At 70.2% G+C, this 16,677-nt stretch carries 14 protein-coding genes; 4 read left to right on the plus strand and 10 right to left on the minus strand.

Translation table 11 applies throughout. The annotated features are described in order from the left end of the window. Position 1: 1 nt before the first annotated feature. On the minus strand, positions 2–1,147 hold the full coding sequence (locus tag PM1_RS14625; protein ID WP_009622163.1) for a YbfB/YjiJ family MFS transporter: 1,146 nt from the start codon (positions 1,145–1,147) through the stop codon (positions 2–4). Continuing rightward, positions 1,144–2,022 carry a LysR family transcriptional regulator gene (locus PM1_RS14630; RefSeq protein ID WP_009622162.1) on the minus strand — a complete coding sequence of 293 codons (879 nt, stop codon included), beginning with the start codon at positions 2,020–2,022 and terminating at the stop codon, positions 1,144–1,146. The genes PM1_RS14625 and PM1_RS14630 overlap by 4 nt, the downstream gene beginning before the upstream one ends. An 89-nt stretch (positions 2,023–2,111) precedes the next feature. Between PM1_RS14630 and PM1_RS14635 the strand changes: the two genes are divergently transcribed. Next, complete coding sequence (locus PM1_RS14635; protein WP_009622161.1) at positions 2,112–3,155, plus strand: NAD(P)H-dependent flavin oxidoreductase; 1,044 nt, start codon at positions 2,112–2,114, stop codon at positions 3,153–3,155. Positions 3,156–3,435: 280 nt separating this feature from the next. On the opposite strand, the gene PM1_RS14640 is transcribed toward PM1_RS14635, so the two are convergent. Beyond that, a complete protein-coding gene (locus PM1_RS14640; protein WP_009622159.1) occupies positions 3,436–4,323 on the minus strand; it encodes a DMT family transporter in 888 nt (295 codons plus the stop codon). Between the two features lie 94 nt (positions 4,324–4,417). Between PM1_RS14640 and PM1_RS14645 the strand changes: the two genes are divergently transcribed. Beyond that, positions 4,418–5,209: an AraC family transcriptional regulator gene (locus PM1_RS14645; protein ID WP_009622157.1), complete on the plus strand. Its 792-nt coding sequence runs from the start codon at positions 4,418–4,420 to the stop codon at positions 5,207–5,209. A 208-nt stretch (positions 5,210–5,417) separates the two neighbouring features. Here the strand turns inward: PM1_RS14645 and PM1_RS14650 are convergent, their stop codons facing one another. Both PM1_RS14650 and PM1_RS14655 read right to left on the minus strand, forming a co-directional pair. After that, positions 5,418–6,764 (minus strand): aryl-sulfate sulfotransferase, encoded by a 1,347-nt coding sequence (locus tag PM1_RS14650; protein ID WP_009622155.1) that lies wholly within the window; start codon positions 6,762–6,764, stop codon positions 5,418–5,420. Between the two features lie 16 nt (positions 6,765–6,780). Next, positions 6,781–9,129: a TonB-dependent receptor gene (locus PM1_RS14655; protein WP_009622154.1), complete on the minus strand. Its 2,349-nt coding sequence runs from the start codon at positions 9,127–9,129 to the stop codon at positions 6,781–6,783. 177 nt (positions 9,130–9,306) lie between these two features. Between PM1_RS14655 and PM1_RS14660 the strand changes: the two genes are divergently transcribed. After that, positions 9,307–10,212 (plus strand): LysR family transcriptional regulator, encoded by a 906-nt coding sequence (locus PM1_RS14660; RefSeq protein WP_009622153.1) that lies wholly within the window; start codon positions 9,307–9,309, stop codon positions 10,210–10,212. A 414-nt stretch (positions 10,213–10,626) separates the two neighbouring features. After that, positions 10,627–12,243: an alkaline phosphatase family protein gene (locus PM1_RS14665; protein ID WP_009622152.1), complete on the plus strand. Its 1,617-nt coding sequence runs from the start codon at positions 10,627–10,629 to the stop codon at positions 12,241–12,243. A 4-nt stretch (positions 12,244–12,247) separates the two neighbouring features. On the opposite strand, the gene PM1_RS14670 is transcribed toward PM1_RS14665, so the two are convergent. Genes PM1_RS14670 through PM1_RS14690 form a run of 5 tightly spaced genes read right to left on the minus strand, consistent with a single transcriptional unit; the run spans position 12,248 to position 16,579 of the window. After that, complete coding sequence (locus PM1_RS14670) at positions 12,248–12,526, minus strand: gamma-butyrobetaine hydroxylase-like domain-containing protein (protein WP_009622151.1); 279 nt, start codon at positions 12,524–12,526, stop codon at positions 12,248–12,250. After that, on the minus strand, positions 12,523–13,488 hold the full coding sequence (locus PM1_RS14675) for a HEAT repeat domain-containing protein (RefSeq protein WP_009622150.1): 966 nt from the start codon (positions 13,486–13,488) through the stop codon (positions 12,523–12,525). Before PM1_RS14675 ends, PM1_RS14670 begins: the two co-directional genes overlap by 4 nt. Beyond that, complete coding sequence (locus PM1_RS14680) at positions 13,485–14,339, minus strand: ABC transporter ATP-binding protein (protein WP_009622149.1); 855 nt, start codon at positions 14,337–14,339, stop codon at positions 13,485–13,487. The genes PM1_RS14675 and PM1_RS14680 overlap by 4 nt, the downstream gene beginning before the upstream one ends. Next, complete coding sequence (locus tag PM1_RS14685) at positions 14,336–15,124, minus strand: ABC transporter permease (RefSeq protein WP_009622148.1); 789 nt, start codon at positions 15,122–15,124, stop codon at positions 14,336–14,338. The genes PM1_RS14680 and PM1_RS14685 overlap by 4 nt, the downstream gene beginning before the upstream one ends. Before the next feature lie 48 nt (positions 15,125–15,172). Continuing rightward, a complete protein-coding gene (locus PM1_RS14690) occupies positions 15,173–16,579 on the minus strand; it encodes an ABC transporter substrate-binding protein (RefSeq protein ID WP_009622147.1) in 1,407 nt (468 codons plus the stop codon). Positions 16,580–16,677 lie beyond the last annotated feature (98 nt).

The following is a 16,677-nucleotide window of genomic DNA, read 5'->3' on the forward strand; positions in this document are numbered from 1 at the left end:
CTCAGCGCGGGCAGCTTGCGGCGGCCCGCGCCGGCTGCCAGGTGCAGGCCGCCCCCAGCAGCAGGGCGGCGCCGGCCGCCAGCAGCGCCGGGCTGAAGCTGCCATCCAGGTGGTAGAGCGCGCTGGAGGCCAGCGGCCCGACGATTTGCCCCACGCCGTACACCGCGGTCATGGCCGCCAGCATGTTGAAGCGCACTTTCGCCGCCGCCAGGCGCGCGGCGGGCAGGGCGATGGTCGGCGTGCCCATGAAGGTGCCGCCCACCAGCAGGGCGCTGGCCAGGTAGGCCGGGGCGCTGTGCTGCAGCACCGGCAGGATCACCCCCAGCGCCTGCACCAGCAGGTTCGCCGCCAGCGCCCGGCGCGTGCCCAGGCGCCCGTGCAGCCAGTGCCAGAAGAAGCACGACGGCGCCGCCGCCAGGCCGAATACCGCCCAGGCCTGCAGCGGCGACAGCGCGCCGCCGCGCATCAGCAGCGGCAGGTAGGTGGCGGTGATGATGTAGCCGAAGCCGGCCAGGCCGTAGATCAGCAGCAGGCTCGCCGGCGCCATGGGCACGGCGGGCGCTACGTGCGGCGCCGTCTTGACGGGTGCGGGCGCGGGGCGGCTCAGCGCCGGCCAGGCCAGTAGGGCGAGAACGCTCCCGGCGCCGGCCAGCAGCAGCCAGATCGCCGGGCTGCCCAGGCCCGCGCCATGGCCGCCGGCGATCAGCTCGGCGGAAATCAGGATGCCCAGGCCCACCCCGGAGAACATCAGCGGCGCGCCGCCGTGGCGTTGCATCACGTGCAGCAGCCACACCGAGGCGCCTACCAGCGCCACCGCGCTGAGCACCCCGGCCAGCAGGCGCACGCCGATAGCGAACCAGGCCGGCGCCGGCACCGCCATGGCCGCCAGCCCCAGCAGGGTGCCTACCAGGGCCACGCGGCACAGGCTCGCCGCCAGGCGTTCCGGGCAGCGCGCCAGGGCCAGCGCACCCAGCAGATAGCCGGCGTAGTTGGCCGAGGCGGCCAGCGAGCCGCCATTCACGCTGAGCACGCCTTCGCCGACCATCAGCGGGTAGAGCCCGGTGAAGGCGAAGCGGCCGAAGCCCATGCCGATGGCCAGGATGAGCGCGGCGCTCAGCGCCAGCGTGAGTTCGCTGCGTTGCTTCACGAGGCGGCCCCCAGGGTTTCGCGGAAACGTTCGAAGGCGCCGGTGGCGTAGCCTTCGCGCCAGACCAGGAGAATGTCCACGCTCATGATCGGCAGCAGTCGCAGCGCCGGCGGCTCGCGCTGCAGGTCGAGCAGCGAGCGCGGCAGGATGCCCACGCAGGCGCCGGCGGCGACGCAGGCCAGGATGCCGTGGTAAGAGCCCACTTCCTGCACCTGCACGCGCGGACCCTCGGCGTTCAGCCAGTCCTCGGCGATCTGCCGGTAGGTGCAGCCGCGGGAGAAGCCGGCCAGGGTCCGCACCTGCACGTCGCCCGGCCCGCGCACCGGCGGGTGGTCGCCGGGCAGGGCCAGCAGCAGTTCCTCGCGGAACACCGCCTGGCCCAGCAGGCCGCGCTCCAGGGCCGCCTCGAAGCCGGGTTCGGCGCGCAGCGCATCGGGGTGGGCGATGAGCGCGCAATCCAGGCGCCGCGACAGCACGCCGTCCACCAGCGCCTGGCTGGTGCCGGTGCTGACTTCCAGTTGCACCTGCGGGCAGGCGCGGTGGTAGGCCGCCAGCGGGCCGGGCAGGCGGCTGGCGGCGGTGCTCTCCATGCTGCCCAGGCGCAGGCTGCCGCTGGCCTCGCGGGGGTGCAGCGACTGCCGCGCCTCGGCGGCCAGGGCCAGGAGCTTCTCGGCGTAGGCGAGGAACTCGCGGCCCGGGTCGGTCAGCGCCATGCGCTTGCCGTCGCGCAGGAACAGCGCCACGCCCAGGTCTTCCTCCAGCTGGCGGATGCGCGTGGTGACGTTCGACTGCACCCGCTGCAGGCGCGCGGCGGCGCGGGTCACGCTCTGCTCCTCGGCGACGCAGCGGAAGATTTCCAGGCTGGACAGGTCCATCGATGATCTCTGTTGGAGAATGTATTGCGTAGAATATTCTCTTTATGAGATTTTAAGTCAACCATCGATCAGCCCAGGAGATCATCGCCATGCCCCTTCGCCAACTGCTCGGCATCGAACACCCCATCATCCAGGCGCCCATGGTCGGTGTCTCGACCCCGGCGCTGGCCGCCGCCGTGTCCGAGGCCGGCGCCCTGGGCTCCATCGGCCTGGGCGCGAGCAACCCGGCGCAGGCCCGCGAGCTGATCGCCCAGGTGCGCGGGCTGACGGCGAGGCCGGTGAACTTCAACCTGTTCTGCCACCGCCCGGGGCAGGCCGACGCCGCCCGCGAGGCCGCCTGGGTGGAACACCTGCGGCCGCTGTTCGAGGAGCTGGGCGGCGAGCCGCCGGCGGCGCTGCGGGAGATCTACCGCAGCTTCGTCGATGATCCGCAGATGTTGGAGGTGCTGCTGGAAGAGCGCCCGGCGGTGGTCAGCTTCCACTTCGGCCTGCCCGCGCAGGGCTGGATCGACCGGCTGAAGGCCGCCGGCATCGTCCTGCTCGGCTGCGCCACCAATTTGGCGGAGGCCCGCGCCGTCGAGGCCGCCGGCCTGCACGCGGTGGTCGCCCAGGGCTACGAGGCGGGCGGGCACCGCGGCATCTTCGAACGCGACCACGATGAGCGCATCGGCACCCTGGCCCTGGTCGGCAGCCTGGCGCCGGTGCTGAAGCTGCCGGTGATCGCCGCCGGCGGCATCATGGACGGCCGCGGCATCCGCGCCGCCTTCGCCCTGGGCGCGCAGGCGGTGCAGATGGGCACGGCCTTCGTCGCCTGCCCGGAATCCTCGGCCAACGCCGCCTACCGCGCGGCGCTGCAAAGCGAGCGGGCCTGGCACACCGAGGTGACCGCCGCCATCTCCGGGCGCCCGGCGCGCGGCCTGCCCAACCGCCTGTTCAGCGACCTGCAGCGCGCCGATGCCCCGGCACTGCCGGACTACCCCATGGTCTACGACGCCACCAAGGCCCTGGTCGCCGCGGCCAAGGGCAATCCCGACTTCGCCGTGCAATGGGCTGGCCAGGGCGCGCCCCTGGCCCGCGAGTTGCCGGCAGCGGAACTGGTAGCCACGCTGGTTGAAGAGTTGAATCGGGCGTAGGGCGCATAACGCCTACGGCGTTATCCGCCGTTTGACCTCGGCCGACCGTCTGCTCGGTGTCGACCTGGAGATGGGTCGTCGAAATGCCCAGCTGAGCCCTGACGCAGAGGATGCGTTCGGTGTAGCGGCGGATAACCGCGAACGGTTATACGCCCTACGCTCCCTGTCGGTTCGTCGTCAGTCGCGGTGATGGGTATCGCTTCGCTCAACCCATCCTACGGGTGCCATATTTGCCGGCTGCGCCATTCCCTTGTAGGAGCGGATTCATCCGCGATAGGCCTCAGTCGGCAGCCAGACCCGCCGCCGGCCGAGGCCGCCAACGTTCTGCAAGAAGCACCCCGGCAAGAGTCAGCGCGCCGCCGTACAGGTGGTGCACGCCCAGGCGCTCGTCCAGCAGCACGGCAGCGATGGCCGCGGTAACCAGCGGCAGCAGGTTGAAGAACAGCGCCATGCGGTTCGGGCCCATCTCCTGTACCCCGCGCATCCACGCCAGCGGCGCGGCGATGGAGGCCAGCAGGCCGGCGTAGGCCACCAGCGGCAGGTTGCCGGCGTCCAGTCCGTGGTGCGGCGAGAGCAGGTACATCGGCAGCATCGCCAGCACCGCCACCAGCACCTGCAGGTACAGCAGCTGCAGTCCCGGCAGGCGGATCTGCCATTTCTTCAGCAGCACGCCGTAGAGGCCGTAGGCGAGGGTAGCCACCAGCATCATGCCGTCGCCCAGGCCGATGCCCTGGTGCAGCAGGCTGGCCAGGTCGCCGTGGGCGATCACCAGCAGCACGCCCAGCAGCGACAGCAGCGAGCCGAGCACGCCGCCGGCATTGAGCCGCTGGCTGAGCAGGGCGCTGGCCAGGCCCAGGGACATCAGCGGCATCAGCGCGAGGATGATTCCCATGTTGGTGGCGCTGGTCAGGGACGCGGCGTAGTAGGCCAGGCTCTGGTACACGGCCATGCCCAGCAGGCCGAGCACCACGATCTTCGGCAGCAGCGGGGCGATCTGTGCGCGCCGCGCCAGCAGCGGGCGCAGCACGAAGGGGCTGAGCAGCACGGCCACCGCCAGCCAGCGGAAGAAACCGATCTCGGCCGGGGCGATGCGGCCCACGGCGAGCTTGTTGACCACGGTGTTGCCGCCCCAGACGAGCACGGCGAAGAGCGGGAAGAAATAGGTCATTGCAGCGGACATCTGTGACGGACGGGCGCCATTGTCCCGCCGTCCGGAATGGCGCTTATACTTCATTCCGGACAACTCGCCACGCCATCCGGACATGCCCACGAAGAAATACATCCCCCTGCCGCTGCCGGACCATGCGGCCCTGCCGGCGCCGCTGTACTTCCGCTACGACGAGTTCGGCGCCGACACCCGCTCGGCGCCCCACAGCCACCCCTGGGGCCAGCTCAACTACGCCTCCCACGGGGTGATGCAGCTGGACGTCGGCGGCCAGCGCTTCCTCTCGCCGCCGCAGTACGCGGTGTGGGTGCCGCCGGGCGTGGAGCACGGCTGCTACAACCGCGAGGCCATCGTCTACCGCTCGCTGTACGTCAGCGCCGAGCTGTCCCGCCAGTTGCCGACAGGGCCCTGCACGCTGCAGATCGGCGACATCCTCAAGGCCATCCTCTCGGATTTCGCCGCGCGCGGGGTGAATATCCCCGAGAGCGCGGCCGACAAGCGCCTGGCCCAGGTGGTGCTGGACCAACTGCAAGCCTCGCCGCGCCACGAGGACTACCTGCCGTTCGCCCAGAGCGCGCTGCTGGGCGAACTGCTCGCCGCGCTGCAGGCCGAGCCCGGCGACAACCGTTCCCTGGCCGACTGGGCCAGGCAGGTGCACAGCACCGAGCGCACCCTGGCGCGCATGTGCCAGCGCGAGCTGGGCATGAGCTTCGGCGAATGGCGCCAGCGCCTGCGTTTCCTCGCCGCCATCGAGGCGCTGGAAGCCGGGCGCGGGGTGCAGGAAATCGCCTTCGACCTGGGCTACAGCAGCGCCTCGGCCTTCATCGCCATGTTCCGCCGCCAGGCCGGCACCACGCCGGAGCAGTACCGCGTGGCGAGCCGGGGGTGAAAGGGAAAACGGCGTAAGCGAGCCGCGCCGAGGTGCTTTTGTAGGATGGGTTGAGCTTGCGAAACCCGTGCGGTCGTGGTGATGGGTATCGCTTCGCTCAACGCCATCCTACGGGGTGTTCCGTGACGCCACAGGATTCCCCTTGTAGGAGCGGGCCCTGCCCGCGAATCGCGCGCAGGGCGCGCTCCTACAGGTGGCGATGGACGGTTCAGCGCGCCGCGGTCACCGGCTGCGCGCCCGGCACCGCGGCCTGCACGGCCTTTTCCTCGCGCGGGGTGCCTTCCGGTACCCAGCTGTAGTCCACCGGCAGGGCGCGGTATACCCAGTTGCTCACGGCGTCGCCCAGCGGCGCCTTGCCGAAGTAGGGGCTGACGTATTCCCAGACGATCTCGCCGCCCGGGGTGACCTGGAAGAAGCGGCCGTTCTGCCCCTCGTCGATCAGGGTGTTGCCGTTGGGCAGGCGCCGGGCGCTGCTGATGAACGAGCTGAAGAAGGCCCAGCCCGGCTGCTTCGAGCTTTCCGCGGTGTACTGCCAGACGATCTGCTTCTTCAGCGGGTCGATCTCCAGCACCCGCGAACCGGAGATCACCCCGCGCTGCACCGAGGGGTAGCCGGCGTCGCCCTGGTTGTCGAACACCAGCAGGTTGCCGGCGCCGGGAAGGCCCTCGGGGATGATGTGCGCGTCGTGCTGGCCGCTGATCTGGTCCACCGGGCGCGGCAGCTTCTGCGCGTTGCGCGGGTCGATCGGCGGCAGGTTCGGGCCCAGGCGCCAGACCACCTCGCCGCTGGCCTTGTCGATGATGGCGATGAAGTTGGCGTTGCGCGAATCGAACAGCAGGTTGTCCGGGGCGAAGCGCTGGTCGCCGGCGGCGTGCCAGCGGTTCGCGCCCAGCGGCGCCAGGTTGTTGATGTGCAGGTAGTCCGGGTTCTTGCTGGCGTGCACCAGCTTGAGCTGCTCGGCGCCGAAGCCGAACTCGTGCAGGTGCTCGGAGGCGGTCCAGCTCCAGGCCACCTGGCCTTGCGGGGTGACTTCGTAGATCACGTCGTCGATCACTTCCGGCACCTGGAAGCCCTTCACCGCGTGCACGCGGTTGGCCAGCACCAGGGTGTTGCCGTTGGCCAGCCGGCGCAGGTCGTGGTGCTGGCGGGCGGCGCCGCCGGGGGCCTGGTCGCCCCATTGCCAGACGGTCTTGCCGGCCCAGTCCAGCTCGCCCACGGCCTGGTTGCGCAGGCCGTTGCCGGCGGAGGCGAGCTTGCCCGGCTCGGCCAGGTCGGCGGTCTGCAGCAGCACGTGGCCGCGCTCGCCATTGGCGAGTTTCGGCTCGAGGATGGCCGAGGGGAAGCCGGGGCGGTCCCAGCGTTTCACCTCGTTGCCGTTCATGTCGATCAGGTGCGTCCTGTTGTCGGCGCCGCTGAAGATCACGTACTGGTTGAAGGCCTTCTGCGGGTCGTAGCGCGTCACCCCGGTGGGGTAGACGCTGGGCGCGGCGCTGACGGCGGCGGCCAGCAGCGGGGCGGAGAGAGCGAGCAGGGCGGTGGCGCGGGCATGCTTCATGGCAGTGGTCCTCGGGTCAGAAGTCGTAGCGGGCGGTCACGCCCAGGGTGCGCGGGGTGCCCAGCACGCCGGCGTAGCCGCCGTTGGCCGAGTTCCACAGGCTGGTGTAGTAGGTCTTGTCGAAGGCGTTCTTCAGCCACAGCGACAGGTCCCAGCGGCCGTCGCCGTAGTCGCCGCGCAGGCCCAGGGCGGTGTTGACGATGGCGTAGCTGGGGATCTGCCCGTAGTCGGAGTCGTCGATGGTGCCCACGGCCTTGGAGCGGAAGGCGTAGCTGGCGGTGACGTAGGGCTCCAGGTTGTCTTCCAGGCGCCACTTGTATTCGCCGTTGGCGTTGAAGATGTACTTGGAGGCGCCCACCACCTGGTGCCCGCTGAGGTCGCAGGACGCCGGTGCGCCGCTCTGGAAGGAGACTTCCGGCGGGCAGGGCGCGTTCTTGTACGACAGGTAGCGCACGTCGTTGTACGAGCCGTTGAGGTTCAGCGTCAGCCCACGGACGGGCAGGGCGGTGGCCTCGAACTCCATCCCGCGCGAGCGCACGTCGCCGGCGTTGGTCAGGTAGGAGGTGCGGGTGGCCTCGTCGTAGGCGTTGGCCTGGTAGCCGTGGACCACGGTGGCGAACAGGTTGGCATTGAGGATCAGGCGGTGGTCGAACAGCGTGCTCTTGATCCCCAGCTCGGCGTCGTTGGCCCGCTCGCTGCCCACCAGCAGGGAGTCGGCGCCGGCGGTGGGGGCGCTGGCCACGGTCAGGTTCACCCCGCCGGACTTCTCGCCGTGGGACAGCGAGGCGTAGCCCATCAGGTTGTCGTTGAAGTGGTAGTTCAGGCTGAGCAGGCCCGAGGGCGAGAAGCTGTACACCGAGAGGTCGCCGGAGTCGTAGGCGCCGGCCCGGCCGTTGCGCGCGGCCAGGGCCGCGCCGCTGACGGCGGCCCCGCCGAGGGGCGCGTCGCGGCTGACCCAGGCGGATTTCTCCTCGTAGGTGCCGCGGATGCCTGCGGTGAAGTCGAGCCTGTCGGTGAGGTGCCAGGTGCCCTGGGCGAACAGCGCGTAGCTGTCGGTGTCGATGTGGCCGTCGCCCAGGCTGGTGACGTTGGCCAGCGCGCCCGTGGCGGTGCCGTTCCAGATGTCCGCCTGGGGGCCGTAGAGGTTGAAGGAGTGGTTGTCCAGGTCCTGGCCGAAGTAGTAGGCGCCCAGCACGTAGTCGAAGAAGCCGCCGGTGGGCGAGGCCAGGCGCAGCTCCTGCGACCACTGCTTGTCGCGCACCGAGACGCCGGCGTTGTAGGACGCCGCCACGTTCAGGCCGTCGTCGTTGCGCGGGGTGAAGTCCCACCAGCGGTAGGAACTGATGGAGGTCAGCGAGAAGTCGTTGGCCAGCTTCCAGTTGGCCTCCAGCGAAGTGCCGCCCTGGAACACGGTGACGCGCTGGGCGGCGTCGAAGTTGACCTTGCGGTCGTCGCCGTACACCAGCGTGGCGCCGGCGGCGCGGGCGCGCTGCTCGTAGCGGTTGACGCCGTTGAGGGTCGGCCCGGTACTGAACAGGGTGAGGATGCCGTTGCTGGAGTTCTCCTCGTTGTAGTCGCCGATCCAGCGCAGGCTGAAGTCCTCGTCGGGCTTGTACAGCAGCTGGCCGCGGAAGCCCTGGCGGGCGCCGCCGTTGAGGGTGTTGCCGTCGAAGACGTTCTTCACGTAGCCGTCGTCGCGGGTGCGGTAGGCCGAGAAGCGCCCGGCCAGCTCGTCGGTGAGCGGCCCGGAGACCGTGGCCTTGCCCTGGAAGTAGCCGTCCTCGCCGCCGGACACCTCGACGCTGCGCTCGGGGGTGAAGCTGGGCAGGCGGGTGGAGATGTTGATCACCCCGGCGGTGGTGTTCTTGCCGAACAGCGTGCCCTGGGGCCCGCGCAGCACTTCCAGCTGCTCGATGTCCAGCAGGTCGAAGGAGGCCATGCCGGGGCGGCCCAGGTAGACGTTGTCCAGGTACAGCCCGACGCTGCCTTCCAGGCCGTCGCTGGCCGGGTTGTTGCCCAGGCCGCGGATGGACACGCTGGACTGCCGCGCGTGGACGTAGGCGACGTTGGTGCTGGGCACCAGCTGCTGCAGGTCTTGCACGCGGTAGATGCGCTGGCTTTCCAGGGTCTCGCCGCCGAGCACGCTCATGGCGGTGGGCACGTCCTGGGAGTTCTCCTCGCGGCGCCGCGAGGTCACGGTGACGGTGCCCAGGGTGCTGGCCTCGCCCTGGGCCTGGGCGGCGGCCTCCTGCGGGGTGGCTTCCTCGGCGTGCAGGGCGCCCATGGCCAGGCCGCCGGTGGCCAGCAGGATGGACAGCGGCAACAGCCGGCGGCGGAAACGGGGCGCGGAATCTCGGTGGTGCATGGAAAGGTCCTGGAGAAGAGGTCGTGTCGCGCAGGACCGGTTTGGCCTGCAATCTTTTTATTCCGTATCGATCTTTATTTATGTATTTCGATTTATTTACGGAATAAGAGATTGCCTTTATAAGAAGGCCGTCCACCTTCGGACAATTGCATTTGCCCAATATTTTTTATGTAGAAAATGCATATAGACCTTCGCCAGCTCCGCCATTTCATCGCCCTTGCCGAGCACCGCAGCTTCGTCGCCGCGGCCGACGCCGTGTGCCTGTCGCAATCGGCCTTCAGCCGCAGCATCCAGGCCCTGGAACACAGCGCCGGCTGCCGCCTGGTGGACCGCGCGAGCAAGGAACTCAACCCCACCAAGCAGGGCCTGATCGTCCTGGAGCACGCGCGCCGGCTGGTCAGCGGCGCGCACAAGCTGGCCAACGAGATCGCCCTGTTCAATGGCCTGGAGGCGGGCGAACTGCGCTTCGGCGCGGGCCCCGCGCCGGCGGCCTGGCTGGTGCCGCGGGCTATCGCCGCGTTCAACGGGCGCTACCCCAAGGCGCGGGTGGCCTTCCAGGTGGAGCACTGGCAGGTACTGGGCAAGCGCCTGCAGGCCGAGGACTTCGAATTCTTCGTCGCCGACACCCGCCATTTCGAGGCCAATCCCGAGTACCGCACCCTGCGCCTGAAGCCGCGCAAGTGGCACTTCTGCTGCCGCCCCGGCCACCCGCTGGCCGGCCAGGGGCAGGTGAGCGCGGCGCAGCTGCTGAGCTACCCCATCGCCACCAACCTCAGCCCGCCGAACATCCGCAAGGTGCTGGTGGACCTCAGCGGCCGCCCCGACTTCCGCCCGGACATCGAATGCGAGAACGGCCACGGCCTGAACGCCGTGGTGCTGGCCTCCAACGCCATCGGCATCGCCAGCGGCCCGGGGCAGGGCGCCGGCGAGGCGCTGGTGGCGCTGACGGTGGCGGAGCTGCCGGAGGACCTGGAGGAGCTGCATACCCGCTACGGCATCGTGCACCGCGCGGGGTACAGCCTGTCGCCGCTGGCGGAGGCGATGATCGGGGAGTTGCGGCGGATCGATGAGGAGACGGTTTAGGGCTTTTCGTCTTTTCGTAGGAGCGAGCTTGCTCGCGAATAGAGTTCACCGGCGGCTATGGCGTATTGGGTTTACTCCGCCCCCTCTCCCCAGCCCTCTCCCTGAAGGGAGAGGGGGCTAGTCCGTGCCGAGAACAGGAAGGTTTCAAATGGAGACCTTCGGTGTTGCCGGCTAACTCAGGAAAACCAAACCGCGCCGAACGGTCCCCTCTCCCTTCAGGGAGAGGGCTAGGGAGAGGGCGCTCTCAACCCCAATCCCCACAACTCCCGGTGAACTCCATTCGCGAGCAAGCTCGCTCCTACACCAACCCCACCCCATGCATTCCACGCATGCAAATCTTGCTGCAAATGCGTTTGCCAGAACGCCCCCGCGCCCCGCGAAATGACCGCTCCATCCGTCATCCCCGAACGTCCCATGAGCCAGCCCCAGCCCATCCGCAACGTCCTCTACATCATGTGCGACCAGCTGCGTCGCGATTACCTGTCCTGCTACGGCCACCCGCACCTGCACACGCCGAACATCGATCGCCTGGCCGCCGAGGGCGTGCGTTTCGCCCGGGCCTATACCCAGGGCACCATCTGCGGGCCGTCGCGCATGTCCTCGTACACCGGGCGCTACGTCAGCAGCCACCAGGTGAGCTGGAACGCCGTGCCGCTGCCGTTGGAGGAGCTGACCCTCGGCGACTACCTGCGCCCGGCCGGCATCCGCACCGCGCTGGTGGGCAAGACCCACGCCACCGCCAATCTCGAAGGCATGCAGGCGCTCGGGGTGGACCCGCAAAGCGAGCGCGGCCAGCAACTGGCCGAGGCCGGCTTCGAGCCCTACGACCGCAACGACGGCATCTACCCCGACGGCGAGCTGTTCGCCGACAAGCGCGAAAGCGCGCCCTACACCCATTACCTGCGCGGCCTCGGCTATGCCGGCGACAACCCCTGGCACGACTGGGCCAACGCCGCCGAAGGCGCCAACGGCGAGGTGCTCAGCGGCTGGCAGATGCGCAACGCAGGGCTGCCCACGCGCCTGCCGGAGCCGCACAGCGAAACGGTCTACGCCACCAGCCGCGCCATCGACTTCATGCGCGAGCAGGGCGATAGGCCCTGGTGCCTGCACCTGTCGTACATCAAGCCGCACTGGCCCTATATCGCGCCCGCTCCGTACCACGCGCTGTACGGCCCCGGGCAGGTGCTGCCGGCCCTGCGCGCGGCGCCGGGGGAGGAGAGCGAACACCCGGTGTACAAGGCCTTCCAACAGCACCAGGAGAGCCTGAACTTCTCCCGCGAGGAGGTGCGCAACACCGTGATCCCCACCTACATGGGGCTCATCAGGCAGATCGACGACCAGCTCGGCCGGCTGTTCGAGCACATGCAGTCCAGCGGCCGCTGGGACGACACCCTGATCGTCTTCACCAGCGACCATGGCGACTACCTGGGCGACCACGGCCTGGGCGAGAAGGAGTTCCTGCTGGAGCCGGCGGTGGGCGTGCCGCTGCTGATCCGCGACCCGCGCGCGGCGGCCGACGCCAGCCGCGGTAGCGTCGAGCAGGCCCTGGTGCAATCCATCGACGTGCTGCCGACCCTGCTCGACGCCTTCGCGATACCGCCGGCGGCGCACCGCGTCGAGGGCCGCTCGCTGCAGCCGCTGCTGCATGGGCAACGGCCGGCGGACTGGCGCGACTACGCCATCGCCGAATACGACTACGCCTTCCAGGCCCCGGCCCGCGAGCGCCTGGGCCGGCCCATCGACGCCTGCCGCATGTACATGGTGCGCAGCGAGCGCTGGAAGTACCTGGCCTACGACGGCTTCCGTCCGCAGCTGTTCGACCTGCAGGCGGACCCGAGCGAGCTGCGCGACCTGGGCGCCGAGCCGGCCTACGCGAACGTCCGCGAGCAGCACCAGCGCTACCTGTTCGACTGGCTGCGCGGCCTGAAGCGGCGCACCACCATCAGCAACGAGGAGATCGACCTGCGCGGCCAGGCCTTCCGCTATGGCGAGCCGGAAGGCGGCAAGCTGGTGCGCATCGGCGAGTGGTAGCGGCTCAACCCAGTTCGCGCAGGTAGCTCCAGGGATAGATGCCGCGCTCGTGGCCGTCGTCGAACACCAACTGTACGCCGTAGCCCTGGGGGTTCACGGCGCGCAGCCCGACTTCGGCGCCGACCAGCGTGATGCGCCCCTGCAGGCGCGCCGCGCGGCACTGCGAGCAGGGGCAGGCGCCGCGCAGGCGGGCGAAGGCGATGCGCTGCACTTCGCCGTCGCCCCAGTCGATGCGCAGCTCGCGCTCGTTACTGGAACGGTGCAGGGCGCGGGGCGCGTTCATGCCGGCGCGCCCAGTTGGGTGAGGGCGATGCGCACGGCCTTGCGCACTTCCGGGTCGCCGTCGGTCTGGGCCTGTTGTAGGGCGGGCAGGGCGCGGATGTCGCCCAGCTCGCCCAGGGCCAGGGCGGCTTCCTTGCGCAGGTTGCTGATGGCGTGGCCGAGCAGGCCCTGCAAGGCCTCACGGGCGGCCTGGTAGCGCAGGTTGCCGAGGGCCCGCGCGGCGCGCAGGCGCACCTGCCAGAAGTCGTCTTCCAGCGCTTGCAGCAGCGCCTCGCCGGCCTCCTGCAGGCCCAGCTTGCCGAGGGTGGCGGCGGCTTCCTCGCGGACCTTCCAGGCCTTGTCGCGCAATGCCGCGCCCAGCGCGGGCAGCACGCTGGCGTCGCTGGCCAGGCCGAGGGCGCCGGCGGCGGCGCGGCGCACTTCGCTGTCGGCATCGTCGCTGGCCAGGGCGGCCAGGCGCGGCAGGGCCTCGATGCGCTTGAGCCAGCCGAGGATGCCCACCGCCTCGCGGCGCACACCGGCGTCGGTGTCGTCCAGGGCGGCCAGGGCCGGGGTCGCGCTTTCTTCCAGGCGCAGTTCGCGCAGGGCGCGCAATGCGCTGCGGCGCACGAAGGTGTCGGCGTGGGCCGCCCAGGGCAGCAACAGGCGCCCGGCCTCGGCGGTCTTCAGTTCGCTGAGGCTTTGCGCGGCGGCTTCGCGCACCGTCTCGTCGCTGTCGGCCAGGGCCTGGCACAGGGCCTGGACCACTTCGGGTTCCTCCCAGGCTTCCAGCAGGCGCGCGGCCTCGGCGCGCACGGCGGCGGCCGGATCAATGGCCAGCGCCCGGGCCAGCCAGGGCAGGGCCTCGGGCTCCTCCAGGTCGGCCAGTTCGATCAGGGCGATGCGGCGCACGCCGGGGTCGGCGTGCTGCAGGCGCGGTTGCAGGTCGAGGATGCCGGGGTTGTCGGTCGTGAACGGGGTCATATGGCGAATCGCGCTCTTGTCGGGTCGTTGTCGGGCAGGCCCAGGGGCGTCAGGCGCGGCAGTTGGCGGCCGTCCTCGTGGCGCAGCAGTTCCAGGCAGTGGCGTTTGAGGCGGGCGAAGCCGGCGCTGGTCAGCAGCTCGGCGTGGCGCGGGCGCGGGAAGCCCAGGCGGATTTCCTCGAGGATGCGTCCCGGCCGCGGGCTCATCACCAGGATGCGGTCGGCGAGGAATAGCGCCTCGTCGATATCGTGGGTGATGAACAGCACGCTGGTGCGCAGGCGCGTCCAGATGTCCAGCAGCAGCTCCTGCATCATCATCCGCGTCTGCGCGTCGAGGGCGCCGAAGGGTTCGTCCATCAGCAGCAGGCGCGGCTGGTTGATCAGCACCCGGGCGATCTCCACGCGCTGCTGCATGCCGCCGGAAAGCTGCGACGGCCAGCGGTTGGCGAAGCCGGAGAGGCCCACCAGCTGGAGCATTTCCTCGGCCCGGGCGTGGCGTTCGGCGCGCGGCACGCCGCGCATCTTCAGGCCGAAGGCGACGTTGTCGCGCACCCGCCGCCAGGGCAGCAGGGTGTGCTGCTGGAACACCATGCCGCGCTGCGGCGAGGGGCCGCCCACCGGCTGGCCGTCCACTTCCAGGCGCCCGCCGCTGGGGCGCAGGTGGCCGGCCAGGGCGCCGAGCAGGGTGGACTTGCCGCAGCCGGAGGGGCCGAGCACGCAGACGAATTCGCCGGGCTCGATGGCGAAGCTCAGCGAGTGCACCGCTTCGAAGGCGTCGCGGCCGCTGCCCAGGTGGATCGACAGGCCCTCGACGCGCACGTGCCCGGCGGGCACTCGTTCAGGCAGGCTCATGGCTTGCCTCCGGCCTGGCGCTGCCAGGGCGTGGCCAGGGCGCCGAGCTGGCGCACCAGCAGGCTGCTGGCCATGCCGAGCACGCCGATGAGCAGCATGCCGACGACGATGTCGGGGTAGTTCTGCAAGGTGTAGGACTCCCAGGTGTAGTAGCCGATGCCCCATTGCCCGGAGATCATCTCGGCGGTCACCAGGCAGAACCAGGAGGTGCCCATGCCGATGGCAAGGCCGGTGACGATGCTCGGCAGGGCGCCGGGCAGCACCACCTCGCGCAGCAGCGCCAGGCGGCTCGCGCCGAGGCTGCGGGCCGAGGCGAGCAGGCGCGGATCCACCGCCTCGACGCCGTGGATGGTATTGAGCAGGATGGGGAACAGCGCGCCGGTGAAGGTGATGAAGATCATCGACAGCTCGGAGCTGGGGAACATCAGGATCGCCAGCGGGATCCAGGCCACCGCCGGGATCGGCCGCAGCACTTCCAGCGGCGGCAGCAGGCCGTCGCGGGCCCAGCGTCCGCGGCCGATGGCCAGGCCCAGGAGCACGCCGGCGACGGCCGCCAGCAGGTAGCCGGCGAGCACCCGCGCCAGGCTCGCGCCCAGGTGCCGGCCGAGCTTGCTGGACTGCGCCAGTTGCACGGCGGCGTCCAGCACTTCGCCGGGGCCGGGGACGTTGGCGAAGGTGACCAGGCCGAGGTTCAGGTGCCGGGCGCTGGCCAGCTGCCAGAGCGCCAGGCAGGCCAGCAGCGAGGCCAGGCGCAGGCTCCAGTGGGACAGGGTTGTGAGGTTCATTTTCGTGGCTCCGCAAGGGCCCGGCGCGCAGGGCGCCAGGCGTGGACGTCAGCGGCTGGCGACGGCCTGCTGGCTGGCACCGGCGAAGTCGCGCACTTCGCCGCCGTTGCTCTGCGCGTAGCGCTCGGCCTGCTCCTTGAGCAGGAAGGCGTCCAGCGCGCCGTCCTTGCCCTGGACGAACCAGGCCTGGCTGGCCAGCAGCTTGATGCCGCTGTCGCTGGCCTGGGCGTAGACCGCGCGGATGTCCTTGCCTTGCTGCTTCAGCTTGGCCGCTTCGCCCAGGGCTTCCCGGGCCGAGGCGTAGCTGCGCACCCTGGGTTCGCCGCGCACCCACACCTGCGCCACGTGGCGCGGGTCGGCGATGGCCTTGCCGGTCAGCGCGTCCGTGGCCGTTAGCGGCTGCTGGGCGTAGTTCTTCAACGCGGCGTCGTAGTCGGCGCCGGCGGCCTTGAAGGCGGCGCGGATGTAGCGGTCGTCGACGAACTGCTCGACGTTTAGCCCGCGGTCGGCCTTCTTCAGCAGCTTCAGGGTGTCGATGGCGGTGGTCACGGCCTGGCGGTACTCCGGCTTCCAGGTCAGGTCGCGGGTCTGCAGGCCGAGCGGGCCGTGGAACAGGTAGTTCACCTCGGCGGGGATGCCGGCGACCTTCTCGATCAGCTCGCTGTACTTCTCCGGTTCCGCGGCCAGCAGCTGGTTGGCCTCGTAGGTGGCGCGCAGGTAGGCCTCGACGATTTCCGGGTACTTCTGCGCGTAGTCCGCCTCCACCAGGGCGCCGTGGAAGGTCGGCGCCTTGGCCTGCGAGCCGTCGTAGATCTTGCGGGCGATGCCGCGGCTCTCGAACAGCTCGGCGAAGGGCACGAAGTCGGCGTGGGCGGCGATCTTGTTGGCCTGCAGCGCGGAGCCGGCGACTTCCGGCGGCTGCGCGATGATGGTCACGTCCTTGTCCGGGTCCCAGCCCTGGGCGGCGATGGCGCGCAGCAGCAGACCGTGGGCGGTGGAGGCGAAGGGCACGGAGATGGTCTGGCCCTTCAGCTCGGCCAGCGACTGCACCTGGGACGAGGCCGGCACCACGATGCCGTTGCCGCTGCCCTCGATGCTGCCGGAGAGCACGCTGATGAACAGGCTGCGTTTGCCGGCGGCTTCATGGGCCACGCCGTTGAGCGAGCCGGGGAAGTCGGCCATGGCGCCGAAGTCCAGCTTGCCGGCGACCATCTCGTTGGTCAGCGGCGCGCCGCTGGTGAAGTTCTTCCACTGGATGTCGTATTGCGCGTCCTTGTACTTGCCGTCGTGGGGCAGGTACTTGGGCAGCAGGTTCAGCTCGCGGACCAGCAGGCCGCCGGCGGCGCAGTTGATGGTGGTGTCCTGGGTGCCGATGGCCACGCGGAGGGTCTCGGCATGGGCAGAAAGGCTGGCGATGGCCAGCGAGAGGCCGGCCAGGGTGGTGCGCAAGGTCATGGGTGTTCCCCTCGAATCATGAGTGTTGGAATCGTCTCCGCCGCCGGTGTGCGGTGGGAAACGAGGGGGCGTTGCATCAGGCGTCCGGTGGCGTGTCC

The organism is Pseudomonas sp. M1 (assembly GCF_022760135.1).
Classification (GTDB): domain Bacteria; phylum Pseudomonadota; class Gammaproteobacteria; order Pseudomonadales; family Pseudomonadaceae; genus Pseudomonas; species Pseudomonas citronellolis.

Excerpts from the sequence above, each read along its gene's own strand:
- PM1_RS14640 (WP_009622159.1), bottom strand. The coding sequence starts at position 4,323 with ATGACCTATTTCTTCCCGCTCTTCGCCGTGCTCGTCTGGGGCGGCAAC.
- PM1_RS14630 (WP_009622162.1), bottom strand. The coding sequence starts at position 2,022 with ATGGACCTGTCCAGCCTGGAAATCTTCCGCTGCGTCGCCGAGGAGCAG.
- PM1_RS14670 (WP_009622151.1), bottom strand. The coding sequence starts at position 12,526 with ATGAACGCGCCCCGCGCCCTGCACCGTTCCAGTAACGAGCGCGAGCTG.
- PM1_RS14665 (WP_009622152.1), top strand. The coding sequence starts at position 10,627 with ATGAGCCAGCCCCAGCCCATCCGCAACGTCCTCTACATCATGTGCGAC.
- PM1_RS14655 (WP_009622154.1), bottom strand. The coding sequence starts at position 9,129 with ATGCACCACCGAGATTCCGCGCCCCGTTTCCGCCGCCGGCTGTTGCCG.
- PM1_RS14635 (WP_009622161.1), top strand. The coding sequence starts at position 2,112 with ATGCCCCTTCGCCAACTGCTCGGCATCGAACACCCCATCATCCAGGCG.
- PM1_RS14675 (WP_009622150.1), bottom strand. The coding sequence starts at position 13,488 with ATGACCCCGTTCACGACCGACAACCCCGGCATCCTCGACCTGCAACCG.
- PM1_RS14685 (WP_009622148.1), bottom strand. The coding sequence starts at position 15,124 with ATGAACCTCACAACCCTGTCCCACTGGAGCCTGCGCCTGGCCTCGCTG.
- PM1_RS14680 (WP_009622149.1), bottom strand. The coding sequence starts at position 14,339 with ATGAGCCTGCCTGAACGAGTGCCCGCCGGGCACGTGCGCGTCGAGGGC.
- PM1_RS14650 (WP_009622155.1), bottom strand. The coding sequence starts at position 6,764 with ATGAAGCATGCCCGCGCCACCGCCCTGCTCGCTCTCTCCGCCCCGCTG.
- PM1_RS14660 (WP_009622153.1), top strand. The coding sequence starts at position 9,307 with ATGCATATAGACCTTCGCCAGCTCCGCCATTTCATCGCCCTTGCCGAG.
- PM1_RS14690 (WP_009622147.1), bottom strand. The coding sequence starts at position 16,579 with ATGACCTTGCGCACCACCCTGGCCGGCCTCTCGCTGGCCATCGCCAGC.
- PM1_RS14645 (WP_009622157.1), top strand. The coding sequence starts at position 4,418 with ATGCCCACGAAGAAATACATCCCCCTGCCGCTGCCGGACCATGCGGCC.